This window comes from Citrobacter sp. 172116965, from assembly GCF_013458095.1.
Taxonomy (GTDB): Bacteria; Pseudomonadota; Gammaproteobacteria; order Enterobacterales; family Enterobacteriaceae; genus Citrobacter; species Citrobacter braakii.
Window position 1 is genome coordinate 1581397 of sequence record NZ_CP046673.1, and the last position, 23895, is coordinate 1605291.

Annotated in this window: 22 protein-coding genes, 5 tRNA genes, 1 other RNA gene and 1 pseudogene; 19 read left to right on the forward strand and 10 right to left on the reverse strand. The window is 51.2% G+C overall.

Going from position 1 to position 23895, the window contains the following annotated elements; genetic code table 11:
* Positions 1-58: 58 nt before the first annotated feature.
* The 8 genes and pseudogenes from glsA to glmS form a co-directional block, all read right to left on the reverse strand.
* Positions 59-1060 (reverse strand): glutaminase A, encoded by a 1002-nt coding sequence (gene glsA, locus GPJ68_RS07450; RefSeq protein ID WP_016152301.1) that lies wholly within the window; start codon positions 1058-1060, stop codon positions 59-61.
* A gap of 148 nt (positions 1061-1208) precedes the next feature.
* A pseudogene (locus GPJ68_RS07455) lies at positions 1209-2490 on the reverse strand (dicarboxylate/amino acid:cation symporter); the annotation flags it as partial.
* A gap of 168 nt (positions 2491-2658) precedes the next feature.
* Positions 2659-2976: a DUF4387 domain-containing protein gene (locus GPJ68_RS07460; RefSeq protein ID WP_016152303.1), complete on the reverse strand. Its 318-nt coding sequence runs from the start codon at positions 2974-2976 to the stop codon at positions 2659-2661.
* Positions 2973-4343 carry an acyclic terpene utilization AtuA family protein gene (locus GPJ68_RS07465; protein ID WP_016156013.1) on the reverse strand — a complete coding sequence of 457 codons (1371 nt, stop codon included), beginning with the start codon at positions 4341-4343 and terminating at the stop codon, positions 2973-2975. The genes GPJ68_RS07460 and GPJ68_RS07465 overlap by 4 nt, the downstream gene beginning before the upstream one ends.
* A 3-nt stretch (positions 4344-4346) precedes the next feature.
* On the reverse strand, positions 4347-5588 hold the full coding sequence (locus tag GPJ68_RS07470) for a methylaspartate ammonia-lyase (RefSeq protein WP_016152305.1): 1242 nt from the start codon (positions 5586-5588) through the stop codon (positions 4347-4349).
* Positions 5588-7033 (reverse strand): methylaspartate mutase subunit E, encoded by a 1446-nt coding sequence (locus GPJ68_RS07475; RefSeq protein ID WP_016152306.1) that lies wholly within the window; start codon positions 7031-7033, stop codon positions 5588-5590. The genes GPJ68_RS07470 and GPJ68_RS07475 overlap by 1 nt, the downstream gene beginning before the upstream one ends.
* 18 nt (positions 7034-7051) lie before the next feature.
* Positions 7052-8440, reverse strand: coding sequence for a methylaspartate mutase accessory protein GlmL (gene glmL / locus GPJ68_RS07480; protein WP_104651684.1), 1389 nt, complete (start codon positions 8438-8440; stop codon positions 7052-7054).
* Positions 8440-8889, reverse strand: coding sequence for a methylaspartate mutase subunit S (gene glmS, locus GPJ68_RS07485; protein ID WP_016152308.1), 450 nt, complete (start codon positions 8887-8889; stop codon positions 8440-8442). The genes glmL and glmS overlap by 1 nt, the downstream gene beginning before the upstream one ends.
* Positions 8890-10107: 1218 nt before the next feature.
* On the opposite strand from glmS, the gene cydA reads away from it, so the two are divergent.
* The 19 genes from cydA (at position 10108) to pnuC (ending at position 22169) form a co-directional block, all read left to right on the forward strand.
* A complete protein-coding gene (gene cydA, locus GPJ68_RS07490) occupies positions 10108-11676 on the forward strand; it encodes a cytochrome ubiquinol oxidase subunit I (protein ID WP_016152309.1) in 1569 nt (522 codons plus the stop codon).
* A gap of 15 nt (positions 11677-11691) precedes the next feature.
* Positions 11692-12831: a cytochrome d ubiquinol oxidase subunit II gene (gene cydB / locus GPJ68_RS07495; RefSeq protein WP_016152310.1), complete on the forward strand. Its 1140-nt coding sequence runs from the start codon at positions 11692-11694 to the stop codon at positions 12829-12831.
* A 14-nt stretch (positions 12832-12845) separates the two neighbouring features.
* Complete coding sequence (cydX, locus tag GPJ68_RS07500) at positions 12846-12959, forward strand: cytochrome bd-I oxidase subunit CydX (protein ID WP_003022970.1); 114 nt, start codon at positions 12846-12848, stop codon at positions 12957-12959.
* Positions 12959-13252 (forward strand): cyd operon protein YbgE, encoded by a 294-nt coding sequence (gene ybgE, locus GPJ68_RS07505; protein ID WP_016152311.1) that lies wholly within the window; start codon positions 12959-12961, stop codon positions 13250-13252. Before cydX ends, ybgE begins: the two co-directional genes overlap by 1 nt.
* 330 nt (positions 13253-13582) lie before the next feature.
* Positions 13583-13987 carry a tol-pal system-associated acyl-CoA thioesterase gene (ybgC, locus tag GPJ68_RS07510; RefSeq protein WP_003831439.1) on the forward strand — a complete coding sequence of 135 codons (405 nt, stop codon included), beginning with the start codon at positions 13583-13585 and terminating at the stop codon, positions 13985-13987.
* Positions 13984-14676 (forward strand): Tol-Pal system protein TolQ, encoded by a 693-nt coding sequence (gene tolQ / locus GPJ68_RS07515; protein ID WP_016152312.1) that lies wholly within the window; start codon positions 13984-13986, stop codon positions 14674-14676. Before ybgC ends, tolQ begins: the two co-directional genes overlap by 4 nt.
* Positions 14677-14679: 3 nt before the next feature.
* Complete coding sequence (gene tolR / locus GPJ68_RS07520; RefSeq protein ID WP_003022978.1) at positions 14680-15108, forward strand: colicin uptake protein TolR; 429 nt, start codon at positions 14680-14682, stop codon at positions 15106-15108.
* Between the two features lie 64 nt (positions 15109-15172).
* Positions 15173-16429 carry a cell envelope integrity protein TolA gene (gene tolA / locus GPJ68_RS07525; protein WP_016152313.1) on the forward strand — a complete coding sequence of 419 codons (1257 nt, stop codon included), beginning with the start codon at positions 15173-15175 and terminating at the stop codon, positions 16427-16429.
* A gap of 127 nt (positions 16430-16556) precedes the next feature.
* Positions 16557-17849: a Tol-Pal system beta propeller repeat protein TolB gene (tolB, locus tag GPJ68_RS07530; protein ID WP_003022981.1), complete on the forward strand. Its 1293-nt coding sequence runs from the start codon at positions 16557-16559 to the stop codon at positions 17847-17849.
* 34 nt (positions 17850-17883) lie between these two features.
* The gene (gene pal / locus GPJ68_RS07535) at positions 17884-18402 is read left to right on the forward strand and encodes a peptidoglycan-associated lipoprotein Pal (RefSeq protein WP_003022983.1); all 519 of its coding nucleotides are present in this window, start codon (positions 17884-17886) and stop codon (positions 18400-18402) included.
* Between the two features lie 9 nt (positions 18403-18411).
* On the forward strand, positions 18412-19200 hold the full coding sequence (gene cpoB / locus GPJ68_RS07540; protein ID WP_016156016.1) for a cell division protein CpoB: 789 nt from the start codon (positions 18412-18414) through the stop codon (positions 19198-19200).
* A gap of 165 nt (positions 19201-19365) precedes the next feature.
* Positions 19366-19441 (forward strand) — tRNA-Lys (locus GPJ68_RS07545).
* A gap of 26 nt (positions 19442-19467) precedes the next feature.
* Positions 19468-19543, forward strand: a tRNA-Val gene (locus GPJ68_RS07550).
* A 3-nt stretch (positions 19544-19546) separates the two neighbouring features.
* Positions 19547-19622: transfer RNA gene (locus GPJ68_RS07555), tRNA-Lys, on the forward strand.
* Between the two features lie 149 nt (positions 19623-19771).
* A tRNA-Lys gene (locus GPJ68_RS07560) sits at positions 19772-19847 on the forward strand.
* Between the two features lie 32 nt (positions 19848-19879).
* Positions 19880-19955: transfer RNA gene (locus GPJ68_RS07565), tRNA-Lys, on the forward strand.
* A 29-nt stretch (positions 19956-19984) separates the two neighbouring features.
* A non-coding RNA gene (locus tag GPJ68_RS07570) (RtT sRNA) lies at positions 19985-20110 on the forward strand.
* 268 nt (positions 20111-20378) lie between these two features.
* Positions 20379-21422 (forward strand): quinolinate synthase NadA, encoded by a 1044-nt coding sequence (gene nadA, locus GPJ68_RS07575; RefSeq protein ID WP_016152315.1) that lies wholly within the window; start codon positions 20379-20381, stop codon positions 21420-21422.
* Between the two features lie 27 nt (positions 21423-21449).
* Positions 21450-22169, forward strand: a complete 720-nt coding sequence (pnuC, locus tag GPJ68_RS07580) for a nicotinamide riboside transporter PnuC (RefSeq protein WP_104651683.1) — start codon at positions 21450-21452, stop codon at positions 22167-22169.
* Here pnuC and zitB read toward each other — a convergent pair.
* Together zitB and GPJ68_RS07590 are read right to left on the reverse strand one after the other, a co-directional pair.
* Entirely contained in the window at positions 22166-23107 is a 942-nt protein-coding gene (zitB, locus tag GPJ68_RS07585) for a CDF family zinc transporter ZitB (protein WP_019076308.1), read from the reverse strand. The genes pnuC and zitB overlap by 4 nt on opposite strands.
* A gap of 113 nt (positions 23108-23220) precedes the next feature.
* Entirely contained in the window at positions 23221-23595 is a 375-nt protein-coding gene (locus tag GPJ68_RS07590; protein WP_016156018.1) for a YbgS-like family protein, read from the reverse strand.
* Positions 23596-23895: the final 300 nt, after the last annotated feature.

Genomic DNA, 23895 nt, shown 5'->3' on the forward strand with positions numbered 1-23895 from the left:
GTTTACATCTCACCTTTTAGTTAATATGTCGGATGGCGCTCACGCCATCCGTAATTGCTTAATGCGCTAAAAAGACATTGGCTTTTGTCGCTTCGGCGACATATTCGATCGTTTTCTGGGCGCGAACGCTGTTACCGGCTTCATCCAGCGGCGGAGAATAGACGGCAATCGCATATTCGCCCGGGACAACGGCGACCATGCCGCCGCCGACGCCGCTTTTTGCCGGAATGCCCACGGTGTAGAGCCATTTACCGCTGCCGTCGTATAGTCCGGCAATCGCCATTTCTGCCAGCACCTGCGGAACATATTTTTCATTCAGCAACTGCTTGCCGTTGAATGGAGATTTGCCTTTGTTCGCCAGTACCGCCCCCATTTTGGCCAGTTGCTCAACGGTGATATCCACCGAGCACTGACGGGTATAAATTTCGACAGCTTCGTCGGTATTGCCATAGAAGCTGTTATAGGACTCCATCAGCTTCGCCAGCGCCTGATTGTGCTGGTTGGTTTCCATCTCGGATTTAAAGACCGGCTCATTAACCGTGAGCGTGGCGTCGGCCCAGACGTTCAGGTTGTCGAGGATTTTGTTCCAGCGATCGGTTTTGTCTTTAGCTTCAATCAGGCTAACGGTGCTCATCGCCCCGGCGTTTACCAGCGGGTTCTCAGGTGCGCCTTTGGTCAGCTCAACCGCTAAACCGGAGTTGAAGGGCATGCCGGTGGCATTGGCCCCGAGTTTATCCAGCACCACCTGAGGGCCGTGCTGTTCCATGGCGAGCGCCATGGTGAAGACTTTGCTCAGGGATTCCATGGGGAAGGGTTTGTTAACATCGCCAACCTGGTAGATCTTGCCGTCCACCGTGGCAATGGTGATGGCAAAGTTATTCGGGCTGTAGGTCGCCAGGGCAGGGATGTAGTCGGCGACTTTTCCATCGTGGTTACTTTTATATTTTTGATGTGCCTGGTCGATAAGCTTTGCGTAATCCGGCGTGGTTTGCGCGAGAGTCGTTGCGCTAAACAAAACGCTGAAGGAAAAAATACTCACGCCGAGAAGAGTTTTAGTCATGGTGCAATCCTGTTGGTGTGCTCATCATGGTGCCGGATGGCGGCTTACCGCCTTATCCGGCCAACGGATAGTTAAACGTTATGTAGGCCGGATAAGCGCAAGCGTCATCCGGCAATAACGTCGTATCAGGACAACGCGACTTCTGTTTCGGTAACCGGACGTTCTTGTTCCGGGGTCTTCACTGGTGCAGTGCCACGACAACCCTGGCCGAAGTGTTCACCTTCCCAGCGACCTACAATGGCAGCACCCATTGCGTTACTCATGACGTTGGTAGCAGAACGACCCATATCAAGGAACGGATCGACGCCCATCAACAGGATCAGACCAGCTTCAGGAATGTTGAACTGGTTCAGAGTTGCGGCGATAACCACCATTGATGCACGCGGTACGCCCGCCATCCCTTTAGAGGTCAGCATCAGGATTAACAGCATGGTAATTTGCTCGCCCATGCTCAGCTCAATGTTGCACGCCTGAGCAATAAAGACGGTGGCAAATGAGCAGTACGCCATGGAGCCGACCAGGTTAAAGGAGTAACCGATAGGCAGAACGAAGCTGGCGATTTTTGAAGAAACGCCGAATTTTTCCAGCTTGTCCAGGGTGCCCGGGAAGGCGGCTTCTGAGCTGGAGGTAGTAAAGGCCAGCAGTGCAGGCTCGAGGATTGATTTGGTCAAACGCGCGATGCAAGGCCCGACTATCATGGTTGACAGGCCAATCAGGATTGCCCACAGCATACCCAGGGTCAGATAGAATTCACCCATGAAGATCCCGGCGCTGACCATCACCCCCAGACCACGTTCGGCAATCAGACCAGAAATAGCGGCAAATACGGTCAGTGGTGCAAACAGCATGACGTAGCCCGTCAGCTTCAGCATCACGTGTACCAGTGAATCCAGAACCTTCACGATAGGCTCGGCTTTTTCACCAATCGCGGCCAGGCTGCAACCGAGGAAAATTGAGAACACCACGATCTGCAGAATTTCATTACGCGCCATCGCATCGACAATACTGGTCGGTACCGCGTGCGAGATAAACACTTTCAGCGTGAATGGCTCTGACTTAACGGCGGCAACAGCCCCGACGTCATGTGGCACGAAGTTGATCCCCGCGCCTGGCTGGAAGATGTTCACGATAACCAGACCCAGTGCAATTGACACCAGAGAGGCGCAAATAAACAGGAAGAAGGTTTTCGAAAATATACGTCCCAGCGTTTTGGCATCGCCCATTTTGGCAATACCAACAACCAGAGTTGAAATAACCAATGGCGCGATAATCATTTTTACCATGCGTAAGAATATGGTGGTAAAAATAGAAATATCTGCTGCATAGGATTTTGCGGTTTCAGCCGCGGCCATATTATTTATGGCCACCCCGGCAATCATGCCGAGTATCAGGCCTAATATGATCATCTTCGTTAAACTTATTTTCTTCATGTGTACTCCATCGGATAAAGGCTGGTAATTGGAATTGTGTAGGGTGGTGTGCGCCTGAGCCTGGACAGCAGCTCAGACGCACGCCTGTTGTGACCAACCGCATGAATAATTCGAAGCACTGTGATACCGCTGAATTCTGTGCTCCAATGGTTGTTATTGTGTTTTTTGTTACAAGTCGAACTCAATACTTAATAATGGAGCGTGTTGCTGAGCACCATAAACATCATTATCACCGACGTTGCCGGAAATAATATCGCGCGGCATGACGATTTTTACGGCATTCGCCGGATCGAACCACACGATATTGTGAATGAAGTCAGGTTCAACATTATATAAACTGGCAATGAGCTGCGGTGTTAATTGCTCGCAGGCTTTTACCCGCTGATAGTCTTCCCTGGTTTTAAATAAAATATCTAAAACCAGTTCGTACGGTCCGGCGTTTTTGGAGCGAATAACCTGCGCCAGTGAACAAATTGAGTGTTTCATGCCTGAACTCCTTCTGGCGTCACCTGTTCAATGTGGAAATCAAATCGCAGCGCATCGCTCGCTTCAATCAGGTGATAGATCGAGAACTCATACACCGGTCCACTTTGAATATCAGATGGCGAGAACGGGAAGGCGAGGTTGCCCGCAGTCGCAATGCGATTTTCATAGCCGTAGTGCAGCAGGGTAGAGCGTACCAGCGAGCAAACGCTGTTGGCGATATCCTGCGTCGGCGCAACGACATCCAGTAAAATCCCCAGCTCATGACCGGCGGTTTTCATCGGTTCATGGTTGCCCATCACACCGTTCTTACCATACAGGTGGAACGTCATGCGGATACTGTCGTCATTCAGTGAGAGGTTACGCGCCACGCTTGCCTGTACCTCTTCGAGAATGGTGTCAATCCCGGCAATCATAATTGGGTCGCGCGTTCCGGCGATGGTCAGGCAACGGAAGCCAACCTGACGCGCGCCTTCCAGTTTCAACGCATACGGTGTTTCTTCATGACGTGAACCACTGACATACACTTCGCCCTCGTTAACCTGGGTAAAGGTGCACGCTTTCAGGTTCAGCACGCCGCCTGGTCCTGGCAGGAAGTACGGATCGGACTTCTCATACAGGGTGTGCGCCGCAGCGGAAGTTTCAGTGAACTTACGCTTGGGATTGAACGCCTTCAGCGTAAAGCCGTTGTCATCAATGATCCCCATCGCACAATCTGAGCCGGAGCCAGGGGTGGCGGCAATGGCAGCACACTCAAGGATCTTCCCGCAATGAAGTGCCAGACCTTCATCAAAGCCCTGCATTATTGGCAGCGCGGCGAAGCAGGCCGGATCGTAGGCACGTCCGCCCAGCACCACCTGCGCGCCAGCTTCGAGCGCACGCTGAAAAGGCTCGACGCCCATCTGCGCGACAATGTAGGTGCTCTCTTCAATTGCATCGTGAGTCAGTTCAGGCACAAAATCGAGCGCGGTGATTTTGCCGTTATCCAGCGCTTGATGAACGATTTCTTTGTCGACATCAGACGGGATTAACGCCATTGAGAAGGACAGTTTTTCTTCCTGTGCGATCTCATGGATTATCTGGCGACACCACTCCAGATGCGGAGCTGCGCCAGAACCACCGGCCGTGCCGATCACTACCGGGATGTTGTTCTTCACGCCTGCCACGATCATATAGCGCAGATCGCGTTTCACACCGGCCCGGTCGGTAAAGGGTTTACCCGCCCCCAGATAGTGGGGGCCTGGATCGGAGGAACCTGCGTCAACAGCAATAAGATCCGGTGACTCTTCCATGGCTTTACGAAAACTTTCTTCCGGGAAGCCATAACCCAGGATAGCCGTAGGCGATAAGATCTTAAATGTGCGTGCCATCTCTTAATCCTTAGTTTGCAACAGCGCGATGGTGCGGTTCATTTCGTTAAACACGATGTTGAGACCTTCATCGAAACCCATACCTGGCTTGATCAGCATGCGCATTGGACGCGCAGCCAGCGCGACGTGTACGCAGGTACGCGCACTGATTTCCGTTTCGTTACAGGTACCGCCCTGATAGGCTTCCATTCCGTGTTTGTTGCAATACAGCACCGCATCGACGATGTTGTGAATACCGCCCAGATCCGGGGTCTTGATCTGCACCATGTGGCAACTGCCCGCGTCGGTGAAGTCCACGATATCCTGATAGGTGTTACACCATTCATCCGCAACAATTTTCACGCCGGAACCCAGACGGGTGAGCTCCTGAGTGATCTCGGTGAGCATGCGGATCTGATCCGGCTTGTTACCGGCATCTACCGGGCCTTCAATGTACAGCGGCAGGCCTTGAGCTTCGGCTTCCAGGCTGGCGATGTATTCGGCGCAACGCACCGGATCCATATCGAAGATCAGACCGATGGTGCCGTAGACATCAATATGCAGCGTCGGGTGATAGGTTTCGTTGGTGCGCAGGCTCAGGATGCGGTTTGATAACCAGCGGACGTACTCACGCAGTTTTTCGCCTTTGAAGCCCAGCTTCTCTTCTACGTTATTGATCAGCGCATGCGGCAGGACGTCCACACCTTTGAGGATCATCTTGTCGACGGCGATATAACGGTCGTCGCCGCTCTGGCCAAATAATGGAATGGCTTCCGGGACGCACGGCAGTTGCCATTCATCACAAACCACTTCTGCTTTCAGACGACCGGTAGCCAGTGCCGCCGCGTCGAGCAGCGCCTGAGACAGACCATAACGTACGGCGGTATGCAGCAGATGGCCGTCAATACGCAGTTCGTCAAAGAAACGGGCGTTGGTCAGGAACGAATCAACGTCGCGGCCTTCCAGCAGCGGTTTGATGTGATCGTTAAGGAACGGAATGAAGTTTTCAGCCAGGAACAGCGGATCGCGTCCACCTGCACCTGAATATTGCACCGCTGCACAATCGCCCACTGCTACTGCGCCGTTTTCCAGAATCAGCTGTACGGATACGCATTCACCCGCCTGACGAACAGACGTAAATCCAGGCGTTACCGGAGCGCCGGTATAGATAAACCCGTCATGACCGGCGCCGTTTTTGATGGCCTGCTGATCGTCAAAATAAAATGAGGAGTAGCCAGCTGTGAAAAGGGCCTGTTTAATTTTCATTATGGTCTTCCTATTAATTTACTGTGGGATACGGCGTTGATGTCATCAATGACCATCTGGAAAGAAGGCTTGCGGCCTTCGAAATGCGCGCGCTCTGCGACGTAGTCGTGGTGCAGGGCGAGAATGTCTTTCGGCAGCGGAACGGAGCCAGCTTCGAGAATACGGATGGCGCCTGTGTTATCGCGAACAGGCAGGATCTTACCGGCGTTACAGGCGGCGGGCGCGAAAGGTACATCCAGTACGCCTGCTTCAAAGGCCAGCACTGTACCGCGCGCAATGTCGCCATTGCCCAGTTCGAAGACTTTCTTCAGCACCGCGCGGACTTCGCTCTTAATCAGATCAACTTCCTGCTCCACGGCAGCGCACTGCGGGAATTTCTGGTCGCTGACCATGTTGAGCATCTGGCGTGAAGCTTTCAGACCCTGGGCGTTCGCTGCCGCCGTTGGGATACCGAACGCTTCGTGCGGGCTTTTGGTGATCACTTTGGTGGCACCTGACATACCGGCAACCGCTGCGCCCCAGGCGATAACGGAGAAGGCTTTTGCTTCATCTTCCGGGAATCCGCCCATCCACTGGTGGAAAACGGTACTCAGTTCGTAATCGTCGAAGCCGTGGTTATGGAAATATTCGTGGGAAAGTTCGCGCAGCGCCTGAATCGCTGCAATATCCTGCGTTAGGCTACCGACCTGGCCGTAGCCAACGGTAATTGACTTCACGCCTTGTTCCAGAGCCAACAGACCTTCGATAATCGCCACCGAGTGGGACATAAATGGCGGGATCAGGGTGCCGGTCAGTGGGCCAAATGGTTCACGGTTGATACGAATACCGTTCTCTTCGTACAGGCCCATCAGGCGGTCGCAGTACTGCCAGTCGCGGATGGATTTTTCCAGAGTGACACGTTTAGCGTAAGGAATGTTGTAGGAGATGCCGCCGCCTTCGTAGCTGGTAAAGCCACTGGCCATGGCGATTTCTGCCAGCAGGCGCGCATCCGGCGTGCCGTGACGAACCTGGATCGGTTTTTCCAGCGCTTCAGTCATACGACGGCAGGCAGCAACCCCGTGATTGACGACCGGTAAACCATTCAGCTTGGAAGTACCTGCTTCGATAGATTTCTGGATCCCGACGGCGGCTTCTTCATAGCGGTTCAGACGGGTATAGGCATCGATCGTACTCGGCAGGAGGTCGCACTCTTCCTGCAATGTTTTGAGCAGCGCAATATGCTCATCCATTAATGCTACGCCTGCGCGCGGCTGGCTCAGGGTTTTCCCTTCCTGATCGGCCTTCAGCAGAGCAAGGGAGAAGCGCTTTTTATCCGGAATTGATTGCTGGTACTTCACGCCATCTTCGAAGTTCTCAACGTCTTTGCCGGTTTCCCAGGTTTGTAATACCTGATGCCTTTCGGTCATGAATTCGTCATGGGTCAATTTTTTATTTCGAAGTTCCATTCGTAGCTGCCTTAAGTTTTATAGGGTTAAACACTGAATGCTGGTGCGAGCAGCGGCTTGCGGGTACAGCCTGGCGACGTTTGCCAGTAGCGGGAGCAGGCCATTTGAATCGCGGTAATACTCAAACTGATTCGGTAACAAAATTCTTTTACCCTGGTCGTCCAGCTCCCGGTATTTGAGCCAGTTATGGATATCGAACTGACTGGCGCGAGAGAGCCATCCCCCTGAACCGACGACTTTGCGTACGGTGGTGAGATCGCGACCCATCTGTAAATCCACGTTACCCACGCAGGTGCAAACCTGCTTTTTAGTGCCCGCGTGGCGCTCAGCGGCATAGCCCACGCACAAACCTGCCAGCAGGGTGTCGAAATATTTCTCCTCCTCGCTGAGCGGCAGGTAATCCGGTTGCCCAACCAGATGACGCAGGTAGCGGTAAAACGCTTCCTCGCGCTGCGGTTGTTGGGCGAAGATGACTTTCACCATATCCTGCGTACTTTCTCCCACCACGACGGCGGAAACGCGCATTCCCAGGTCGCCTTCAACGGTACGTTTGACGAACGGTTCAGGAACACCATGCAGGACGGTATCGGGGGAGAGGGTATTCGCGCTGGCCGAATAGACATCCGTGGTGGCTCCGCCCATATCAATCAGCATGAATTCCTTCCATGCGCTGTCGTAATCGCTAATGGCTTTGACTAACTCATATACCGTCCATGGCGTCGGCATTGGCTCTTCGCCGGTTTCGCCGACGATGACGTCCAGACCTTTACCTTTGACAATGCGTGACAAGAACACATCGCAAATCGCCTTGCGCGCGGCAAACGGATTCGGGTGATCGAGGTCAGGCAGAATGTTGTCTACCGTGGTCAGATCTTTATGTCCCAGAATCGTTTGTATTTCGTCCTGAATGTCCCGATTTCCAGCGTAGATAATGGCGCAATCAAGCGTTGAGCCTGCCAGCGCGTGCGCATTCGCCAGGCCGTAGCTTTCTTCGCCACCGTCTGTACCGCCGGTAAACAACAGAATATCTGGCGGTGATGATTCCAGCTCTTGGATGTCATGCCGGTTCAGTTTGTACGAATAATATTGCGCGATTTTCGCTCCTGCCGAATGGGCGGTAACTTTTGCTGATTCCAGCGTAATGGAAGGCACCAGCCCCATTGCTGCAACGGCGAGTCCACCCTTGGCCGAGGAGGAGTATTTCAACTGCACTTCACCACTTTTCAGTAACGGGCGAGCATCGGCAACGTTCAGCACCTGATTCAGGCTGGCAAAAAAACCGTCTGCCAGATGATGTGTGGTGGTTGGGGTCAGGACATGGTTTACCAGGGTTAATTCCTCGCCTTCATGGGCGAAGAGGGCAGCCTTGGTCCATGTCGAGCCGATATCGACAGAAACTGTTTGCATCAGATAGCCTCTTCCAGGCAACGCTGCTCGAGGCCATTGTGTTGGCGAATATCATTGGTGATAAGCGCGCAGACATCTTCCAGGTCGTGGCTCGGTGCGAAGACGCGGTTAAAACCCATCTCCTTAAACTTCACTTCCACATCGCCGAAGTCATGTTTACCAACTACCAGGTTGCCACCGACGTACAGCAGAATGTCGCCGAGGCCACGTTCGATGCAGCGCTCACGTAACCCGAGGCAGTCAATGTCGCCATGACCGTAGATAGAGGACACCACGATGGCATCGGCGCCTGTTTCAATCGCGGCATCAATATATTCATCCTGGCTCACCATCACCCCGAGGTTGATTACGTGAAAATCATGAGCAGTAAAAACGCGATCCAGAACTTTATTACCTACTGCATGGCAGTCAGCACCGATGACGCCAATAACAAGTGTAGATTTCTTCATGGGTAATCCTCTGTAGGGCTGATGGTCAATAAGTGAAAATTATTTTCTAATATTTAGAACATGGTTTGTGACAACCTCTTAATAGGGTCGGAGTTTCTGTGTAAGCGGAAAAGGAAGCAATTGATCTATTTTCAAAATATCCTGCGCAAAATGATTGTTATATTTTTTATTTATAAAAATCCTTGTTTATTAGGTAGTTGAATGTTGTTTTTGCGGATTTTTTTAATTTTCCAGGAAAATGACGAATAAATGACTTGCCATGTTTGTGATCGAAATCTTATTTTGTTGTGCGTCTCATTCATGTGTCATTTTTTATAATTTAAAAAATTATCTTTACTAAATAACTTGTGAACGGGATAACGGTTTTTTATTTTTTAATCTTATATGACATAATTATATTTTGTTAAATTTAAGATAAAAATGATAATGAATTGTTTGTGGCATATTTAAACGTTGCCACATAAGAGAAAAAGAGAAGTGAGTGATAACTTTCAGTGATGCTTTAAGCGAAACGCCTGCGCTGTGCTGAGGAACGTCAAACCCAATGCGTCTGTCAATGAGGGACGCTTTCGCTTCCATTTGAGATAGTTACATCTTGGTGTTAATTATAAGTAAAATTTAAATGAATAATTTGTATGAAATAACAATTCCATGACTTGCTAAACAAAAAACTGTGAGCTACCCAGCAATAGTGACTCTTTATCTGCTGGCAATTTTGTCAGTCGGGCGGGTTAAAAGATCGTGTAGATTTAAATAAATATCCTATCATTTGTAGTAACGGCAATTACTCATTGAAAAACATACCGTTAACATGGCGTTCACTAGTCGCCTGACTGTTAAACACTATTAACATTAAATTTGAAAATTGATTTAAATCAATGTTTAAAACTTGGTAAACAGCCTCAAAAGAGGTTAAATTGCTGCAGATCAAATTGGTCTGAAAGTGATAAATTAGCTATAAATTGATCACTATCGAAAAATGCAAATTTACCTCGATAAAAACCTGTTTATTGTAAGGATTTTACGGCGTAATATAATTGCGGGATCAATTTGAGTGTTTTATTAACATGTTTGTAACCTTTCATCATTGTCCTTTCTTCAAATGAGAAGAAAGAGCAGCGGCGGAGGGAAGCAGATAAATTTGTATTGGGGCATGCGTGTGACCCTTTCTAACGGGGTTCACTCTCGGAGTCTTCATGCGATGAGCAAGGAGTCATGATGTTAGATATAGTCGAACTGTCGCGCTTACAGTTTGCCTTGACCGCGATGTACCACTTCCTGTTTGTGCCACTGACGCTAGGTATGGCGTTCTTGCTGGCCATCATGGAAACGGTCTACGTCCTTTCCGGCAAACAGATTTATAAAGATATGACCAAGTTCTGGGGCAAGTTGTTTGGTATCAACTTCGCTCTGGGTGTGGCAACCGGTCTGACCATGGAGTTCCAGTTCGGGACTAACTGGTCTTACTACTCCCACTATGTAGGGGATATTTTCGGTGCGCCGCTGGCGATCGAAGGTTTGATGGCCTTCTTCCTCGAATCCACCTTTGTAGGTCTGTTCTTCTTCGGCTGGGACCGTTTGGGTAAAGTCCAGCATATGTGCGTCACCTGGCTGGTGGCCCTGGGTTCTAACCTGTCCGCACTGTGGATTCTGGTTGCGAACGGCTGGATGCAAAACCCAATCGCTGCGGATTTCAACTTTGAAACCATGCGCATGGAGATGCTGAGCTTCTCTGAACTGGTGCTCAACCCGGTAGCACAGGTGAAATTTGTTCACACTGTGGCATCTGGTTATGTTTGTGGCGCGATGTTCGTTCTGGGGATCAGCTCCTACTATATGCTGCGCGGTCGTGACTTCGCGTTTGCTAAACGTTCTTTTGCAATCGCCGCCAGCTTTGGTATGGCTGCTATTCTGTCTGTTATCGTTCTGGGTGATGAATCCGGTTACGAAATGGGCGACGTGCAGAAAACCAAACTCGCTGCTATTGAAGCAGAATGGGAAACGCAGCCTGCACCGGCTTCCTTTACCCTGTTCGGTATTCCGGACCAGGATGCGCAGGAAAACCATTTTGCGATTCAAATTCCTTATGCGCTGGGCATCATTGCCACCCGCTCTGTTGATACACCGGTCATTGGTCTGAAAGACCTGATGGTGCAGCACGAAGAGCGCATCCGTAACGGGATGAAGGCGTATCAACTGCTGGAAGAACTGCGTGCGGGTACTACCGATCAGGCCGTTCGCGACCAGTTCAACAGCATGAAGAAAGACCTGGGTTATGGTCTGCTGCTGAAACGCTATACGGATAACGTCACCGACGCGACCGAAGCGCAAATTCAGCAGGCAACGAAAGATTCTATTCCTCGCGTTGCGCCGCTGTACTTCGCTTTCCGTATTATGGTGGCGTGCGGCATTCTGATGCTGGCAATCATCGCAGTGTCCTTCTGGACCGTGATTCGTAACCGTATCGGTGAGAAAAAATGGCTGCTGCGCACCGCGCTGTATGCGATTCCTCTACCGTGGATTGCCATTGAATCCGGTTGGTTTGTTGCAGAGTACGGCCGCCAACCGTGGGCGATTGGTGAAGTGTTACCAACAGCCGTAGCGAACTCTTCGCTGACCGCTGGCGACCTCATCTTCTCGATGCTGTTGATTTGCGGCCTGTATACCCTGTTCCTGGTGGCTGAACTGTATCTGATGTTTAAGTTCGCACGCCTTGGGCCGAGTAGCCTGAAAACCGGTCGTTATCACTACGAGCAGTCCACTGTGACTTCTCAGCCGGCACGCTAAGACAGGAGTCGTCAAATGATCGATTATGAAGTATTGCGTTTTATCTGGTGGCTGCTGGTTGGCATTCTGCTGATTGGTTTCGCGGTCACTGATGGCTTCGACATGGGGGTGGGCATGCTCACCCGTTTCCTCGGTCGTAATGATACCGAGCGTCGAATTATGATTAACTCCATCGCCCCGCACTGGGACGGTAACCAGGTTTGGCTCATCACCGCGGGTGGCGCACTGTTCGCTGCCTGGCCGATGGTGTATGCCGCTGCGTTCTCCGGTTTCTATGTGGCGATGATCCTGGTACTGGCGTCTTTGTTCTTCCGTCCGGTCGGTTTTGATTACCGCTCCAAGATTGAAGACATGCGCTGGCGCAACATGTGGGACTGGGGCATCTTCATTGGTAGCTTCGTTCCACCGTTGGTTATTGGCGTGGCGTTCGGCAACCTGCTGCAAGGGGTTCCGTTCCACGTAGACGACTACATGCGTTTGTACTACACCGGTAACTTTTTCCAGTTGCTGAATCCGTTTGGTCTGCTGGCGGGTGTCGTGAGTGTTGGGATGATCATCACCCAGGGCGCGACCTATCTGCAGATGCGTACGGTAGGTGAACTGCATCTGCGTGCGCGTGCAACGTCGCAGGTTGCCGCACTGGTCACTATGGTCTGCTTCGCGCTGGCTGGTGTGTGGGTGATTTACGGTATTGACGGTTATGTTGTGACCTCAGCACTGGATCATCATGCCGCCTCTAACCCGCTGACCAAAGAAGTGGCTCGCGTGGCTGGCGCATGGATGGTGAACTTTAACAATGCACCTATCCTGTGGCTGGTTCCTGCACTGGGCGTGGTTCTGCCGCTGTTGACCATCCTGACTTCTCGTATGGAGAAAGGGGCATGGGCGTTCGTCTTCTCTTCACTGACGTTAGCCTGCATCATCCTGACGGCTGGTATCGCAATGTTCCCGTTTGTGATGCCATCCAGCACCATGATGAACGCAAGTCTGACCATGTGGGATGCAACGTCCAGCCAGCTGACGCTGAATCTGATGACGTATGTAGCTTGTGTGTTCGTTCCGATCATTCTGCTGTACACCGGCTGGTGTTACTGGAAGATGTTCGGTCGCATCACCAAAGAAGATATTGAAAGCAACACCCACTCTCTGTACTAAGTAAGGAGCTTAAAATGTGGTATTTCGCATGGATTTTGGGAACGCTTCTTGCCTGTGCATTTGGGATAATCACAGCGCTGGCGCTTGAGCACGTTGAATCAGGCAAAGCCGGACAAGAAGATAGCTGATGACCAACATTATCGCGATGCAGTATAACGCGATGGACAAGCGCCCCTTGCGGGCGCTTTCCTTTGTGCTGGCAATCGTGTTGGCTGGTTGCATATTCTGGGATCCGTCACGTTTCGCGGCCAAAACCAGTGAGCTGGAAATCTGGCATGGTCTCCTGCTGATGTGGGCGGTCTGCGCAGGCATCATTCACGGCGTTGGTTTTCGTCCTCGCGCCGTACACTGGCAGGGCATTTTCTGCCCGCTAATCGCAGATATCGTCCTGGTTGTTGGTCTGATTTTCTTCTTCTTTTGAATAAGAAACATCCTTAAATATTTATGGGCTTGCATAAGCCCATAAATTTTTACTCTCCGTTTACTTTCCCCCATTCCAAACCACCATTCCCGCGCGTATAGTAGCGAAGTTTGAAAGCATTAACCTAAGGTTGTGCCCTGGAGTTGTGTGCGGTGGCGACACTGGACCATCAGGACGCAACTTAATTGCATTACCGGGATGTAAAGTGAATACAGCGCGATATACAACGACATTCTTGAAGCATCGCGGCGGCAAGAACGCGAGTCACCAGGCGCTTACAAAGTTAAGCGACCGGTGTGAGTGGGCGAAGCCAACAAAGAGGCAGTAAGAATGAACAAGTATATGTTTCGATGGCCGGTTCGTGTCTACTATGAAGACACCGATGCCGGTGGAGTGGTTTACCACGCCAGCTACGTCGCTTTTTACGAAAGAGCACGCACAGAAATGCTGCGTCATCATCACTTCAGTCAGCAGGTCCTGTTGGCCGAACGTGTAGCCTTTGTGGTGCGCAAGATGACGCTGGAGTATTTTGCGCCTGCCCGGCTCGACGATATGCTCGAAGTCCAAACCGAAATTACGTCAATGCGTGGCACCTCATTGGTTTTCACGCAACGCATTGTCAACGCAGAGAACACCGTGCTGAATGAAGCCGAAGTTCTGATTGTTTGCGTTGATCCACTCAAAATGAAGCCTCGTGCGCTTCCCAAGTCTATTGTCGCGGAGTTTAAGCAGTGACTGACATGAATATCCTTGATTTGTTCCTGAAGGCAAGCCTTCTGGTTAAACTTATCATGTTGATTTTGATTGGTTTCTCAATCGCATCCTGGGCCATTATTATCCAGCGGACCCGTATTCTTAATGCGGCTTCACGTGAAGCCGAAGCATTTGAAGACAAGTTCTGGTCCGGCATTGAATTGTCGCGCCTGTATCAGGAAAGCCAGGGGCGTCGTGATAACCTGGTGGGCTCGGAACAAATTTTCTACAGCGGATTCAAAGAGTTTGCGCGTCTGCATCGAGCGAATAGTCATGCGCCGGAAGCGGTCGTTGAGGGGGCATCCCGTGCGATGCGTATCTCGATGAACCGTGAACTGGAAACGCTGGAAACGCATATTCCATTCCTCGGCACCGTCGGCTCCATCAGCCCGTATATCGGTCTGTTCGGTACCGTTTGGGGGATCATGCACGCATTTATCGCGTTAGGCGCGGTAAAACAGGCAACGCTGCAAATGGTCGCACCGGGTATCGCGGAAGCGTTGATTGCAACGGCTATCGGTCTGTTTGCGGCAATCCCGGCGGTTATGGCTTACAACCGACTGAATCAGCGCGTGAACAAGCTGGAACTGAATTACGACAACTTTATGGAAGAGTTCACCGCGATTCTGCACCGCCAGGCGTTTACCGTTAGCGAGAGCAACAAGGGGTAAGCCATGGCCAGAACGCGTGGACGAGGTCGTCGCGAACTCAAGTCCGAAATCAATATTGTACCGCTGCTCGACGTACTACTGGTGCTGTTGCTGATCTTTATGGCAACCGCGCCGATTATTACGCAGAGTGTGGAAGTCGACCTGCCGGATGCGACCGAATCGCAAGCTGTCAGCAGTAACGACGAACCGCCGGTCATTATTGAAGTTTCCGGGATAGGGCAATACAGCGTGGTCGTTGAGAAAGATCGTATGGATCAACTGCCGCCGGAGCAGGTTATCGCGGAAGCGAAAAGTCGCCTGCAGACCAATCCGAAAACGGTCTTTTTAATCGGTGGTGCGAAAGACGTGCCTTATGATGAAATAATTAAAGCGCTGAACTTGTTACACAGTGCAGGCGTAAAATCGGTTGGCTTGATGACGCAGCCAATCTGATGACTGCGTTTTGCTGGCTTGAAAGATAGCGCGTAACAGGCGAACAGTTTTTTGGGAACCGAGAGTGTCAAAGGCAACCGAACAAAACGACAAGCTCAAAAGGGCGATAATTATTTCAGCGGTGCTGCATGTCATTTTATTTGCAGCGCTGATCTGGAGTTCGTTCGATGAGCACATTGATGCTTCAGCCGGCGGCGGTGGCGGTTCGTCCATCGACGCCGTTATGGTCGATCCTGGCGCCGTTGTGCAACAGTACGACAGGCAACAGCAACAGCAGGCAAGTGCTAAACGTGCAGAAGAGCAGCGTGAAAAACAGGCGCAGCAGCAAGCTGAGGAACTTCGCGAGAAGCAGGCGGCCGAGCAAGAGCGACTGAAGCAACTTGAAAAAGAACGTTTAGCCGCGCAAGAAAAAGTGCGCGAACAGGCGGAACAGCAGAAACAGGCCGAAGCCGCCGCCGCGAAAGCGCAAGAGCAACAGAAACAGGCTGAAGAAGCTGCGGCGAAGGCTGCTGCAGACGCGAAGGCCAAAGCTGATGCTCAGGCGAAACAAGCGGCAGATGCCGCGAAGAAAGCCGCTGCGGACGCACAGAAAAAAGCAGAGGCTGAAGCCGCTAAAGCCGCCGCTGATGCGAAGAAAATTGCCGAAGCACAAGCTGCTAAGGCTGCCGCAGACGCTGCGAAGAAAGCTCAGGCTGAAGCCGCTAAGCAAGCAGCAGCCGAGAAAGCTGCTGCGGAGAAAGCAGAAAAAGCCGCTGCCGCGAAAGCTGCCGCTGCTGAAAAGGCTGCGGCTGATAAGAAAGCCGCAGCGGAAAAAGCAGCAGCAGATAAAAAAGCTGCAGCCGAGAAAGCCGCTGCCGATAAGAAAGCTGCGGCAGATAAAGCGGCGGCTGCGAAAAAGGCTGCGGCCGAAAAAGCAGCTGCAGCCTCTGGCGTTGACGACTTGTTGGGTGACTTAAGCTCCGGTAAGAATGCACCGAAATCAGGTGGTGGAGCGAAAGGAAACGGTCAACCGGCGAAAGATAGTGGTACAAGTGGTGCAAATGGCGGTGCATCTGGCGCTGATATCAGTGCTTACGCATCTCAAATTCGTAATGCGATCCAGAGCCGTCTGTATGGTGCCGATTTGTATGCGGGTAAATCTTGCGTATTACATATCAAGTTAGCACCCGATGGTCTGTTACTGGATGTGACCGAAGAGGGCGGAGATCCGGCATTGTGTCAGGCTGCGCTGACGGCTGCGAAAACAGCCAGAATTCCTAAACCGCCTAGCCAGGCTGTTTATGAAAAAGTAAAAGATGCCAAGCTGGACTTTAAACTGTAATAACGTCCCTGAGAATTCAGGGGAAACGGTCTAAGGTTGAGACAGTGTTCTGGTAGTTTTGTGTATTTGAGTTTGTTAACATTCTGCTAAATTATCGTGGGCTTTCCGTCCAGATAAGGGAGATATGATGAAGCAGGCATTACGAGTAGCATTTGGTTTTCTGATGCTGTGGGCAGCGGTGCTGCACGCAGAAGTACGTATCGAGATCACCCAGGGGGTGGACTCGGCACGCCCGATTGGTGTTGTCCCCTTCCAGTGGGCAGGGCCGGGTGCTGCACCTGAAGATATCGGTGGTATCGTAGGCGCTGACCTGCGTAACAGCGGTAAATTTAATCCGTTAGACCGTTCTCGCCTGCCGCAGCAGCCGGGTACCGCACAGGAAGTTCAACCTGCCGCATGGTCTGCGCTGGGTATTGATGCCGTGGTAGTAGGTCAGGTTACGCCAAATCCTGATGGTTCCTACAGCGTTGCTTATCAACTGGTAGATACCGGTGGCGCACCGGGTACCGTACTGGCACAGAACACCTATAAAGTGAACAAGCAGTGGTTGCGTTACGCGGGCCATACTGCAAGTGACGAAGTGTTTGAAAAACTGACCGGTATTAAAGGTGCATTCCGTACCCGTATCGCTTATGTTGTTCAGACGAACGGCGGCCAGTTCCCGTACGAATTACGTGTATCCGACTACGATGGCTACAACCAGTTCGTGGTACACCGTTCTCCGCAGCCGCTGATGTCTCCGGCATGGTCTCCGGACGGTTCGAAACTGGCATACGTCACTTTCGAAAGCGGTCGTTCTGCGCTGGTTATTCAGACGTTGTCTAATGGCGCGGTTCGTCAGGTAGCGTCGTTCCCACGTCACAACGGTGCACCTGCGTTTTCTCCGGATGGCAGCAAACTGGCGTTTGCCCTGTCTAAAACCGGTAGCCTGAACCTGTATGTCATGGACATTGGTTCCGGTCAGATCCGTCAGGTGACGGATGGTCGCAGCAACAACACGGAACCTACCTGGTTCCCGGACAGCCAAAACCTGGCCTTTACCTCTGACCAGGCCGGTCGTCCGCAGGTATATAAAGTTAACGTCAACGGCGGTGCTCCGCAGCGTATTACCTGGGAAGGTTCGCAAAACCAGGATGCGGATGTGAGCAGCGACGGTAAGTTTATGGTAATGGTAAGCTCAGCCAATGGTCAGCAGCACATTGCCAAACAAGATCTGGTAGCGGGTGGCGTACAAGTCCTGTCGTCAACGTTCCTGGATGAAACGCCAAGTCTGGCACCTAACGGCACTATGGTAATCTACAGCTCTTCTCAGGGGATGGGATCCGTGCTGAATTTGGTTTCTACAGATGGGCGTTTCAAAGCGCGTCTTCCGGCAACTGATGGTCAGGTTAAATTCCCTGCCTGGTCGCCGTATCTGTGATAATAAATAATTGATTAATAAAGGAATCATTGAAATGCAACTGAACAAAGTGCTGAAAGGGCTGATGATTGCTCTGCCTGTTATGGCTATTGCAGCGTGTTCTTCTAACAAGAACGCCAGCAATGACGGCAGCGAAGGCATGCTGGGTGCCGGCACTGGTATGGATGCAAACGGCAGCGGCAACATGTCTTCTGAAGAGCAAGCGCGTCTTCAGATGCAACAGCTGCAGCAGAACAACATCGTTTACTTCGATCTGGACAAGTACGATATCCGTTCTGACTTCGCTGCAATGCTGGATGCTCACGCTAACTTCCTGCGTAGCAACCCGTCTTACAAAGTCACCGTAGAAGGTCATGCGGACGAACGTGGTACTCCTGAGTACAACATCTCCCTGGGTGAGCGTCGTGCGAACGCCGTTAAGATGTACCTGCAGGGTAAAGGCGTTTCTGCTGACCAGATCTCCATCGTTTCTTACGGTAAAGAAAAACCTGCAGTACTGGGTCATGACGAAGCGGCTTACGCCAAAAACCGTCGCGCCGTACTGGTTTACTAAGAGAATTGCATGAGCAGTAACTTCAGACATCACCTGTTGAGTCTGTCGTTACTGGTTGGCATAGCGGCCCCTTGGGCCGCTTTTGCACAGGCGCCAATCAGTAGTGTCGGCTCAGGCTCGGTCGAAGACCGTGTCACTCAACTCGAGCGTATTTCTAACGCTCACAGTCAGCTTTTAACCCAACTCCAGCAACAACTCTCCGATAATCAGTCCGATATCGATTCCCTGCGTGGTCAAATTCAGGAAAATCAATATCAACTGAATCAGGTTGTTGAGCGACAGAAGCAGATATTGCTGCAAATGAATAATCTTGGCAGCGGTAGTGCGCCTGCGGCACAGTCTACAGGTGGCGATCAGAGTGGGGCGGCAACCCCTGCACCTGATGCGGGAGCAGCAGCAACGTCAGGGGCTCCCGTGCAAACTGGCGATGCGAATACCGATTACAATGCAGCGATTGCTCTGGTGCAGGATAAATCCCGCCAGGATGACGCAATTGAAGCATTTCAGAACTTCATCAAAAAGTACCCGGACTCTACTTACCTGCCCAATGCGAATTACTGGCTGGGTCAGTTGAATTACAACAAGGGTAAAAAAGATGATGCTGCGTTCTATTTTGCTTCGGTAGTTAAAAACTTCCCAAAATCACCTAAGGCTGCAGACGCGATGTATAAAGTCGGCGTCATCATGCAGGACAAAGGTGACACAGCAAAAGCTAAAGCGGTTTATCAGCAGGTTATCACTAAATATCCTGGCACTGATGGCGCGAAACAAGCGCAAAAACGCCTTGGCGCGATGTAATGACCACCATGCGACCAGAAATCGTGTTATTTCTGGTCGTGTCGTGTGATTCCTAAGCAGTTGAGTTATTTACATCGAAATTTTTGTTGCGCTAAAATCTGAAATCAGTAATATATGCCGCCGTTGCCAAGGGATATCAAACAGCCCGAAAGCGGCGAAAAAAGTGGGGCGTTAGCTCAGTTGGTAGAGCAGTTGACTTTTAATCAATTGGTCGCAGGTTCGAATCCTGCACGCCCCACCACTTAATGCAGTATCCAGCGTAGTATCGGGTGATTAGCTCAGCTGGGAGAGCACCTCCCTTACAAGGAGGGGGTCGGCGGTTCGATCCCGTCATCACCCACCACTCGGGGCGTTAGCTCAGTTGGTAGAGCAGTTGACTTTTAATCAATTGGTCGCAGGTTCGAATCCTGCACGCCCCACCAACTTTAACATTGTACTTAGGTGTTAAACGTGAAGGATAACGTTGCTTTAGCAACGGCCCGTTAGGGCGAGACGAAGTCGAGTCATCCTGCACGCCCCACCAATTCTTATATTGGTGTCGAGTAAAGAATTTTTCAGGTGACATCCGAGCGGGTCGTTAGCTCAGTTGGTAGAGCAGTTGACTTTTAATCAATTGGTCGCAGGTTCGAATCCTGCACGACCCACCATCCTGAATAATTGAAGCAGTAAACCCCATACGGGGGCGTTAGCTCAGTTGGTAGAGCAGTTGACTTTTAATCAATTGGTCGCAGGTTCGAATCCTGCACGCCCCACCAGTGTAAAAAGGCGCTCTAAAGGCGCCTTTTTGCTATCTGCGATTTATAAGATTCGAACCTGCAGCAGGTTCGGGTCGAACGCAGTGAGACAACGGAGCCGTTCACGGCGACGGCCCGAAGGGCAAGCGAAGCGAGTCATCCTGCACGCCCCACCAGTGTAAAAAGGCGCCCTAAAGGCGCCTTTTTGCTATCTGCGATTTATAAGATTGCCTGATGTCCTTTGCTTATCAGTCTACAGACGACACTACTCGCGTTGGCCGGATAAGACGTCAGACGCCATCTGGCATTTATCACACGCAATTATTGTGACTTTTCTGCGCCAATCCGCTATCTTGTTTAGCATACAAAACAAATCAAACCGAATATGGCGTGCGTCACGCTTTTAATCGGTCATTTCGTTAAGCCAGTGAAACGAGAAAGCAAATGAGCGTGATGTTTGATCCAGAAGCAGCAATTTATCCGTTTCCGCCGAAGCCAGTACCGCTAAGTGTGGATGAAAAGCAATTTTATCGTGAAAAAATCAAGCGCCTGCTGAAAGAGCGTGATGCCGTTATGGTCGCGCATTATTACACCGATCCTGAAATTCAGCAGTTAGCGGAAGAGACCGGGGGCTGTATTTCTGATTCTCTGGAGATGGCGCGGTTCGGTGCAAAGCATTCTGCCTCTACGCTGCTGGTTGCGGGCGTGAGGTTTATGGGAGAAACCGCCAAAATTCTCAGCCCGGAAAAGACCATACTGATGCCGACCTTACAGGCGGAATGTTCATTAGATCTGGGCTGTCCGATTGACGCGTTCAGCGCATTTTGCGACGCGCATCCGGATCGTACCGTGGTGGTTTACGCCAATACCTCTGCTGCCGTTAAAGCACGTGCGGACTGGGTCGTGACTTCCAGTATCGCGGTTGAACTTATTGAGCATCTTGATAGTTTGGGTGAAAAAATCATCTGGGCTCCGGACAGACATCTGGGCAACTACGTGCAAAAACAGACCGGCGCAGACGTGCTCTGTTGGCAGGGCGCCTGCATCGTCCACGACGAGTTTAAAACCCAGGCCTTAACACGCATGAAAGGGCTTTACCCTGATGCCGCGGTGCTGGTGCACCCGGAGTCCCCTCAGTCTATCGTTGATATGGCAGATGCGGTTGGCTCAACCAGCCAGCTCATCAACGCGGCTAAATCGTTACCGCATAAGCAGTTGATTGTGGCGACTGACCGGGGCATTTTTTACAAAATGCAGCAGGCCGTTCCGGATAAAGAGCTGCTTGAAGCTCCGACGGCTGGCGAGGGGGCAACCTGTCGCAGCTGTGCGCATTGTCCGTGGATGGCGATGAATGGCCTGAAAGCGATTGCTGAGGGCCTGGAACATGGCGGCGCGGCTCATGAGATACATGTTGAGGACTCGCTGAGAGAAGGGGCGCTTTTGCCGTTAAACCGTATGTTGGAATTTGCGGCTACACTTCGAGCGTAATTATTTATTTTTGCTCTGGGGGAAAAGATGGACTTTTTTAGCACGCAGAACATTCTGGTACATATTCCGATTGGCGCGGGTGGTTACGATTTGTCGTGGATCGAAGCCGTGGGAACGATCGCCGGGTTGCTGTGTATTGGCCTGGCGAGCCTTGAGAAAATCAGCAATTACTTCTTCGGTCTGATAAACGTCACGCTGTTTGCAATTATCTTCTTTCAGATCCAGCTCTATGCCAGCTTGTTGCTGCAAGTTTTCTTCTTTGCCGCAAATATCTACGGCTGGTATGCCTGGTCCCGGCAAACCAACCAGCATGAAGCGGAACTGAAAATTCGCTGGCTACCGCTTCCAAAAGCGATCGGCTGGCTGGCGGCTTGCGTGGTGGCGATCGGCCTGATGTCGATCTATATCGATCCGGTCTTTGCGTTCCTGACAGGCATTGCAGTGAATATTATGCAGACATTGGGATTACAGGTTGTTGTGCCTGAACTACAACCCGATGCATTCCCGTTCTGGGACTCCTGCATGATGGTGCTGTCGATTGCGGCGATGATCCTGATGACGCGCAAATACGTTGAAAACTGGTTGCTGTGGGTGATCATTAACGTCATTAGCGTGGTGATCTTTGCCCTGCAAGGCGTATATGCCATGTCGCTGGAATATATGATCCTGACGGTTATCGCCTTGAACGGTAGCAGGATGTGGATTAACAGCGCGCGTGAGCGGGGTTCCCACGCGCTTTCTCATTAATGGTGATGATGTGAATGGCCGGACACGCCCTGATACAGGTGACAGTCCGGCCCATTGCACGGCTGATACTCCATCTGGATTGTGGCGTGTTCAATCTGGTAGTGATGGATAAGGAAATGTTGAATACGCTCCAGCAACGCATCGTGATCGTGTGGCGGGATCACCTGAACATGCAGCGTCATTACCGGTTTTTCGCCCACCATCCAGACATGGACATGGTGAACGTTGCGGACTTCAGGGATATCCCGGCTGAGATGGCGCTGCAGTGCGGCGATATCCAGCGTCAGCGGGGCACCTTCCAGTAATTCATTAACGCTATCTTTTAGCAATCGCCAGGCGCTACGCAGCACCAGCACGGAAACCAGAATCGAGAGAATTGGGTCCGCGGGTGTCCAGCCCGTCCAGATAATAATCAGCGCAGCGATGATTGCCCCGACAGAGCCGAGTAAATCGCCCATCACATGCAGCGCCGCGGCGCGGACGTTCAGATTTTTCTCTTCACTGCCGCGATGTAAAACCCAAAAAGCGAGCACGTTGGCCAGTAGACCCGCGACAGCAATAACCATCATCATGCCGCCAGCCACGGGGCGAGGTGTCTGGAAGCGCTCAATCGCCTCCCAGACGATTAAAATGGTGATAACGACCAATGCGATGGCATTAACAAATGCGGCCAGCGTCGTGAGCCTCAGCCAGCCGAAGGTGTGTCGTATTGTGGGCGGGCGACGGGAAAACCGGACGGCCAGCAGCGCGAAAAGCAGCGCCGCAGCATCCGTGAGCATATGCCCTGCGTCGGCCAGCAAGGCCAGTGAACCAGAAAGTATTCCACCCACCACTTCAACCAACATAAATCCGGCTGTAATGCAGAATGCGAACATCAGTCGGCGGGCATTATTGTCCTTGGGTTGCTCAGAGGAAGTATGAGTATGTGCGTGCGCCATTATGCCATCCCTTTGTTATTCTCATCTTTACTGTATGCCATCATACCGTTTTTGGGATGATAAAATTAAAAAGGAGAGCTATTGCTCTCCCGTTATTAGCTTTAATTTCAGCGTTACTGCGTGGTGCCATCAGTTTTTGTGTCAACATCATTGTTGATGCCGTTTCCGGTCTCAACCTTCTTATTCACATCAGGGCAGCGACCGTCCTTACACATCGTGTTTTTGTGCATCTCATCTTTGGTCATCCCTTCATGGTTCATTGATGAACCGTCCGGGTGCAGCATTGTGCCACCTGAATTCACGTTACTGTTGTCGACATTATTTGGCGCCACGTTTTCGCGGGCGTCTGGGGCGATTTGTCCTGCATCAGCCGAGGAATTTGCCTGACCGTTATTGGACTGCGCGTTGCTTTCAGCAGCCAGTGCCGCGCCGCTGGCGAGGCTGAGTGTAGCGGTAAGGAAGAGTGAAGCCAGCTTTGTCATATGCATAATATGCTCCTGTTAAGGTCGATATGTCGGATAACGTCTTCCAACAGTGCATGTGCCAGTTACATCATTAATATGTGGTTAATCGTTTTGCTATGGAAATTAAAACCAGCATAGAATCTTGAAATCTATGAAAATTAAAGCTGTTACAGTTAGAAATTGTAGTTTGGATCTCGTTTTTCGCTACTTTATTGCGTTTTTTTGGCCAATTCCAGGATTAATCCGTCCAAAGTGTAAAACCCCGTTTACACTTTATGATTGAAGATATAGATTGGAGGGATTGCATTCATTTATATAAGTATG

What these genes read in the sequence shown, in the direction of transcription:
- glsA (WP_016152301.1), bottom strand. Translation starts at nt 1,060, where the DNA reads ATGACTAAAACTCTTCTCGGCGTGAGTATTTTTTCCTTCAGCGTTTTG.
- GPJ68_RS07460 (WP_016152303.1), bottom strand. Translation starts at nt 2,976, where the DNA reads ATGAAACACTCAATTTGTTCACTGGCGCAGGTTATTCGCTCCAAAAAC.
- GPJ68_RS07465 (WP_016156013.1), bottom strand. Translation starts at nt 4,343, where the DNA reads ATGGCACGCACATTTAAGATCTTATCGCCTACGGCTATCCTGGGTTAT.
- GPJ68_RS07470 (WP_016152305.1), bottom strand. Translation starts at nt 5,588, where the DNA reads ATGAAAATTAAACAGGCCCTTTTCACAGCTGGCTACTCCTCATTTTAT.
- GPJ68_RS07475 (WP_016152306.1), bottom strand. Translation starts at nt 7,033, where the DNA reads ATGGAACTTCGAAATAAAAAATTGACCCATGACGAATTCATGACCGAA.
- glmL (WP_104651684.1), bottom strand. Translation starts at nt 8,440, where the DNA reads ATGCAAACAGTTTCTGTCGATATCGGCTCGACATGGACCAAGGCTGCC.
- glmS (WP_016152308.1), bottom strand. Translation starts at nt 8,889, where the DNA reads ATGAAGAAATCTACACTTGTTATTGGCGTCATCGGTGCTGACTGCCAT.
- cydA (WP_016152309.1), top strand. Translation starts at nt 10,108, where the DNA reads ATGTTAGATATAGTCGAACTGTCGCGCTTACAGTTTGCCTTGACCGCG.
- cydB (WP_016152310.1), top strand. Translation starts at nt 11,692, where the DNA reads ATGATCGATTATGAAGTATTGCGTTTTATCTGGTGGCTGCTGGTTGGC.
- cydX (WP_003022970.1), top strand. Translation starts at nt 12,846, where the DNA reads ATGTGGTATTTCGCATGGATTTTGGGAACGCTTCTTGCCTGTGCATTT.
- ybgE (WP_016152311.1), top strand. Translation starts at nt 12,959, where the DNA reads ATGACCAACATTATCGCGATGCAGTATAACGCGATGGACAAGCGCCCC.
- ybgC (WP_003831439.1), top strand. Translation starts at nt 13,583, where the DNA reads ATGAACAAGTATATGTTTCGATGGCCGGTTCGTGTCTACTATGAAGAC.
- tolR (WP_003022978.1), top strand. Translation starts at nt 14,680, where the DNA reads ATGGCCAGAACGCGTGGACGAGGTCGTCGCGAACTCAAGTCCGAAATC.
- tolB (WP_003022981.1), top strand. Translation starts at nt 16,557, where the DNA reads ATGAAGCAGGCATTACGAGTAGCATTTGGTTTTCTGATGCTGTGGGCA.
- pal (WP_003022983.1), top strand. Translation starts at nt 17,884, where the DNA reads ATGCAACTGAACAAAGTGCTGAAAGGGCTGATGATTGCTCTGCCTGTT.
- cpoB (WP_016156016.1), top strand. Translation starts at nt 18,412, where the DNA reads ATGAGCAGTAACTTCAGACATCACCTGTTGAGTCTGTCGTTACTGGTT.
- nadA (WP_016152315.1), top strand. Translation starts at nt 20,379, where the DNA reads ATGAGCGTGATGTTTGATCCAGAAGCAGCAATTTATCCGTTTCCGCCG.
- pnuC (WP_104651683.1), top strand. Translation starts at nt 21,450, where the DNA reads ATGGACTTTTTTAGCACGCAGAACATTCTGGTACATATTCCGATTGGC.
- zitB (WP_019076308.1), bottom strand. Translation starts at nt 23,107, where the DNA reads ATGGCGCACGCACATACTCATACTTCCTCTGAGCAACCCAAGGACAAT.
- GPJ68_RS07590 (WP_016156018.1), bottom strand. Translation starts at nt 23,595, where the DNA reads ATGCATATGACAAAGCTGGCTTCACTCTTCCTTACCGCTACACTCAGC.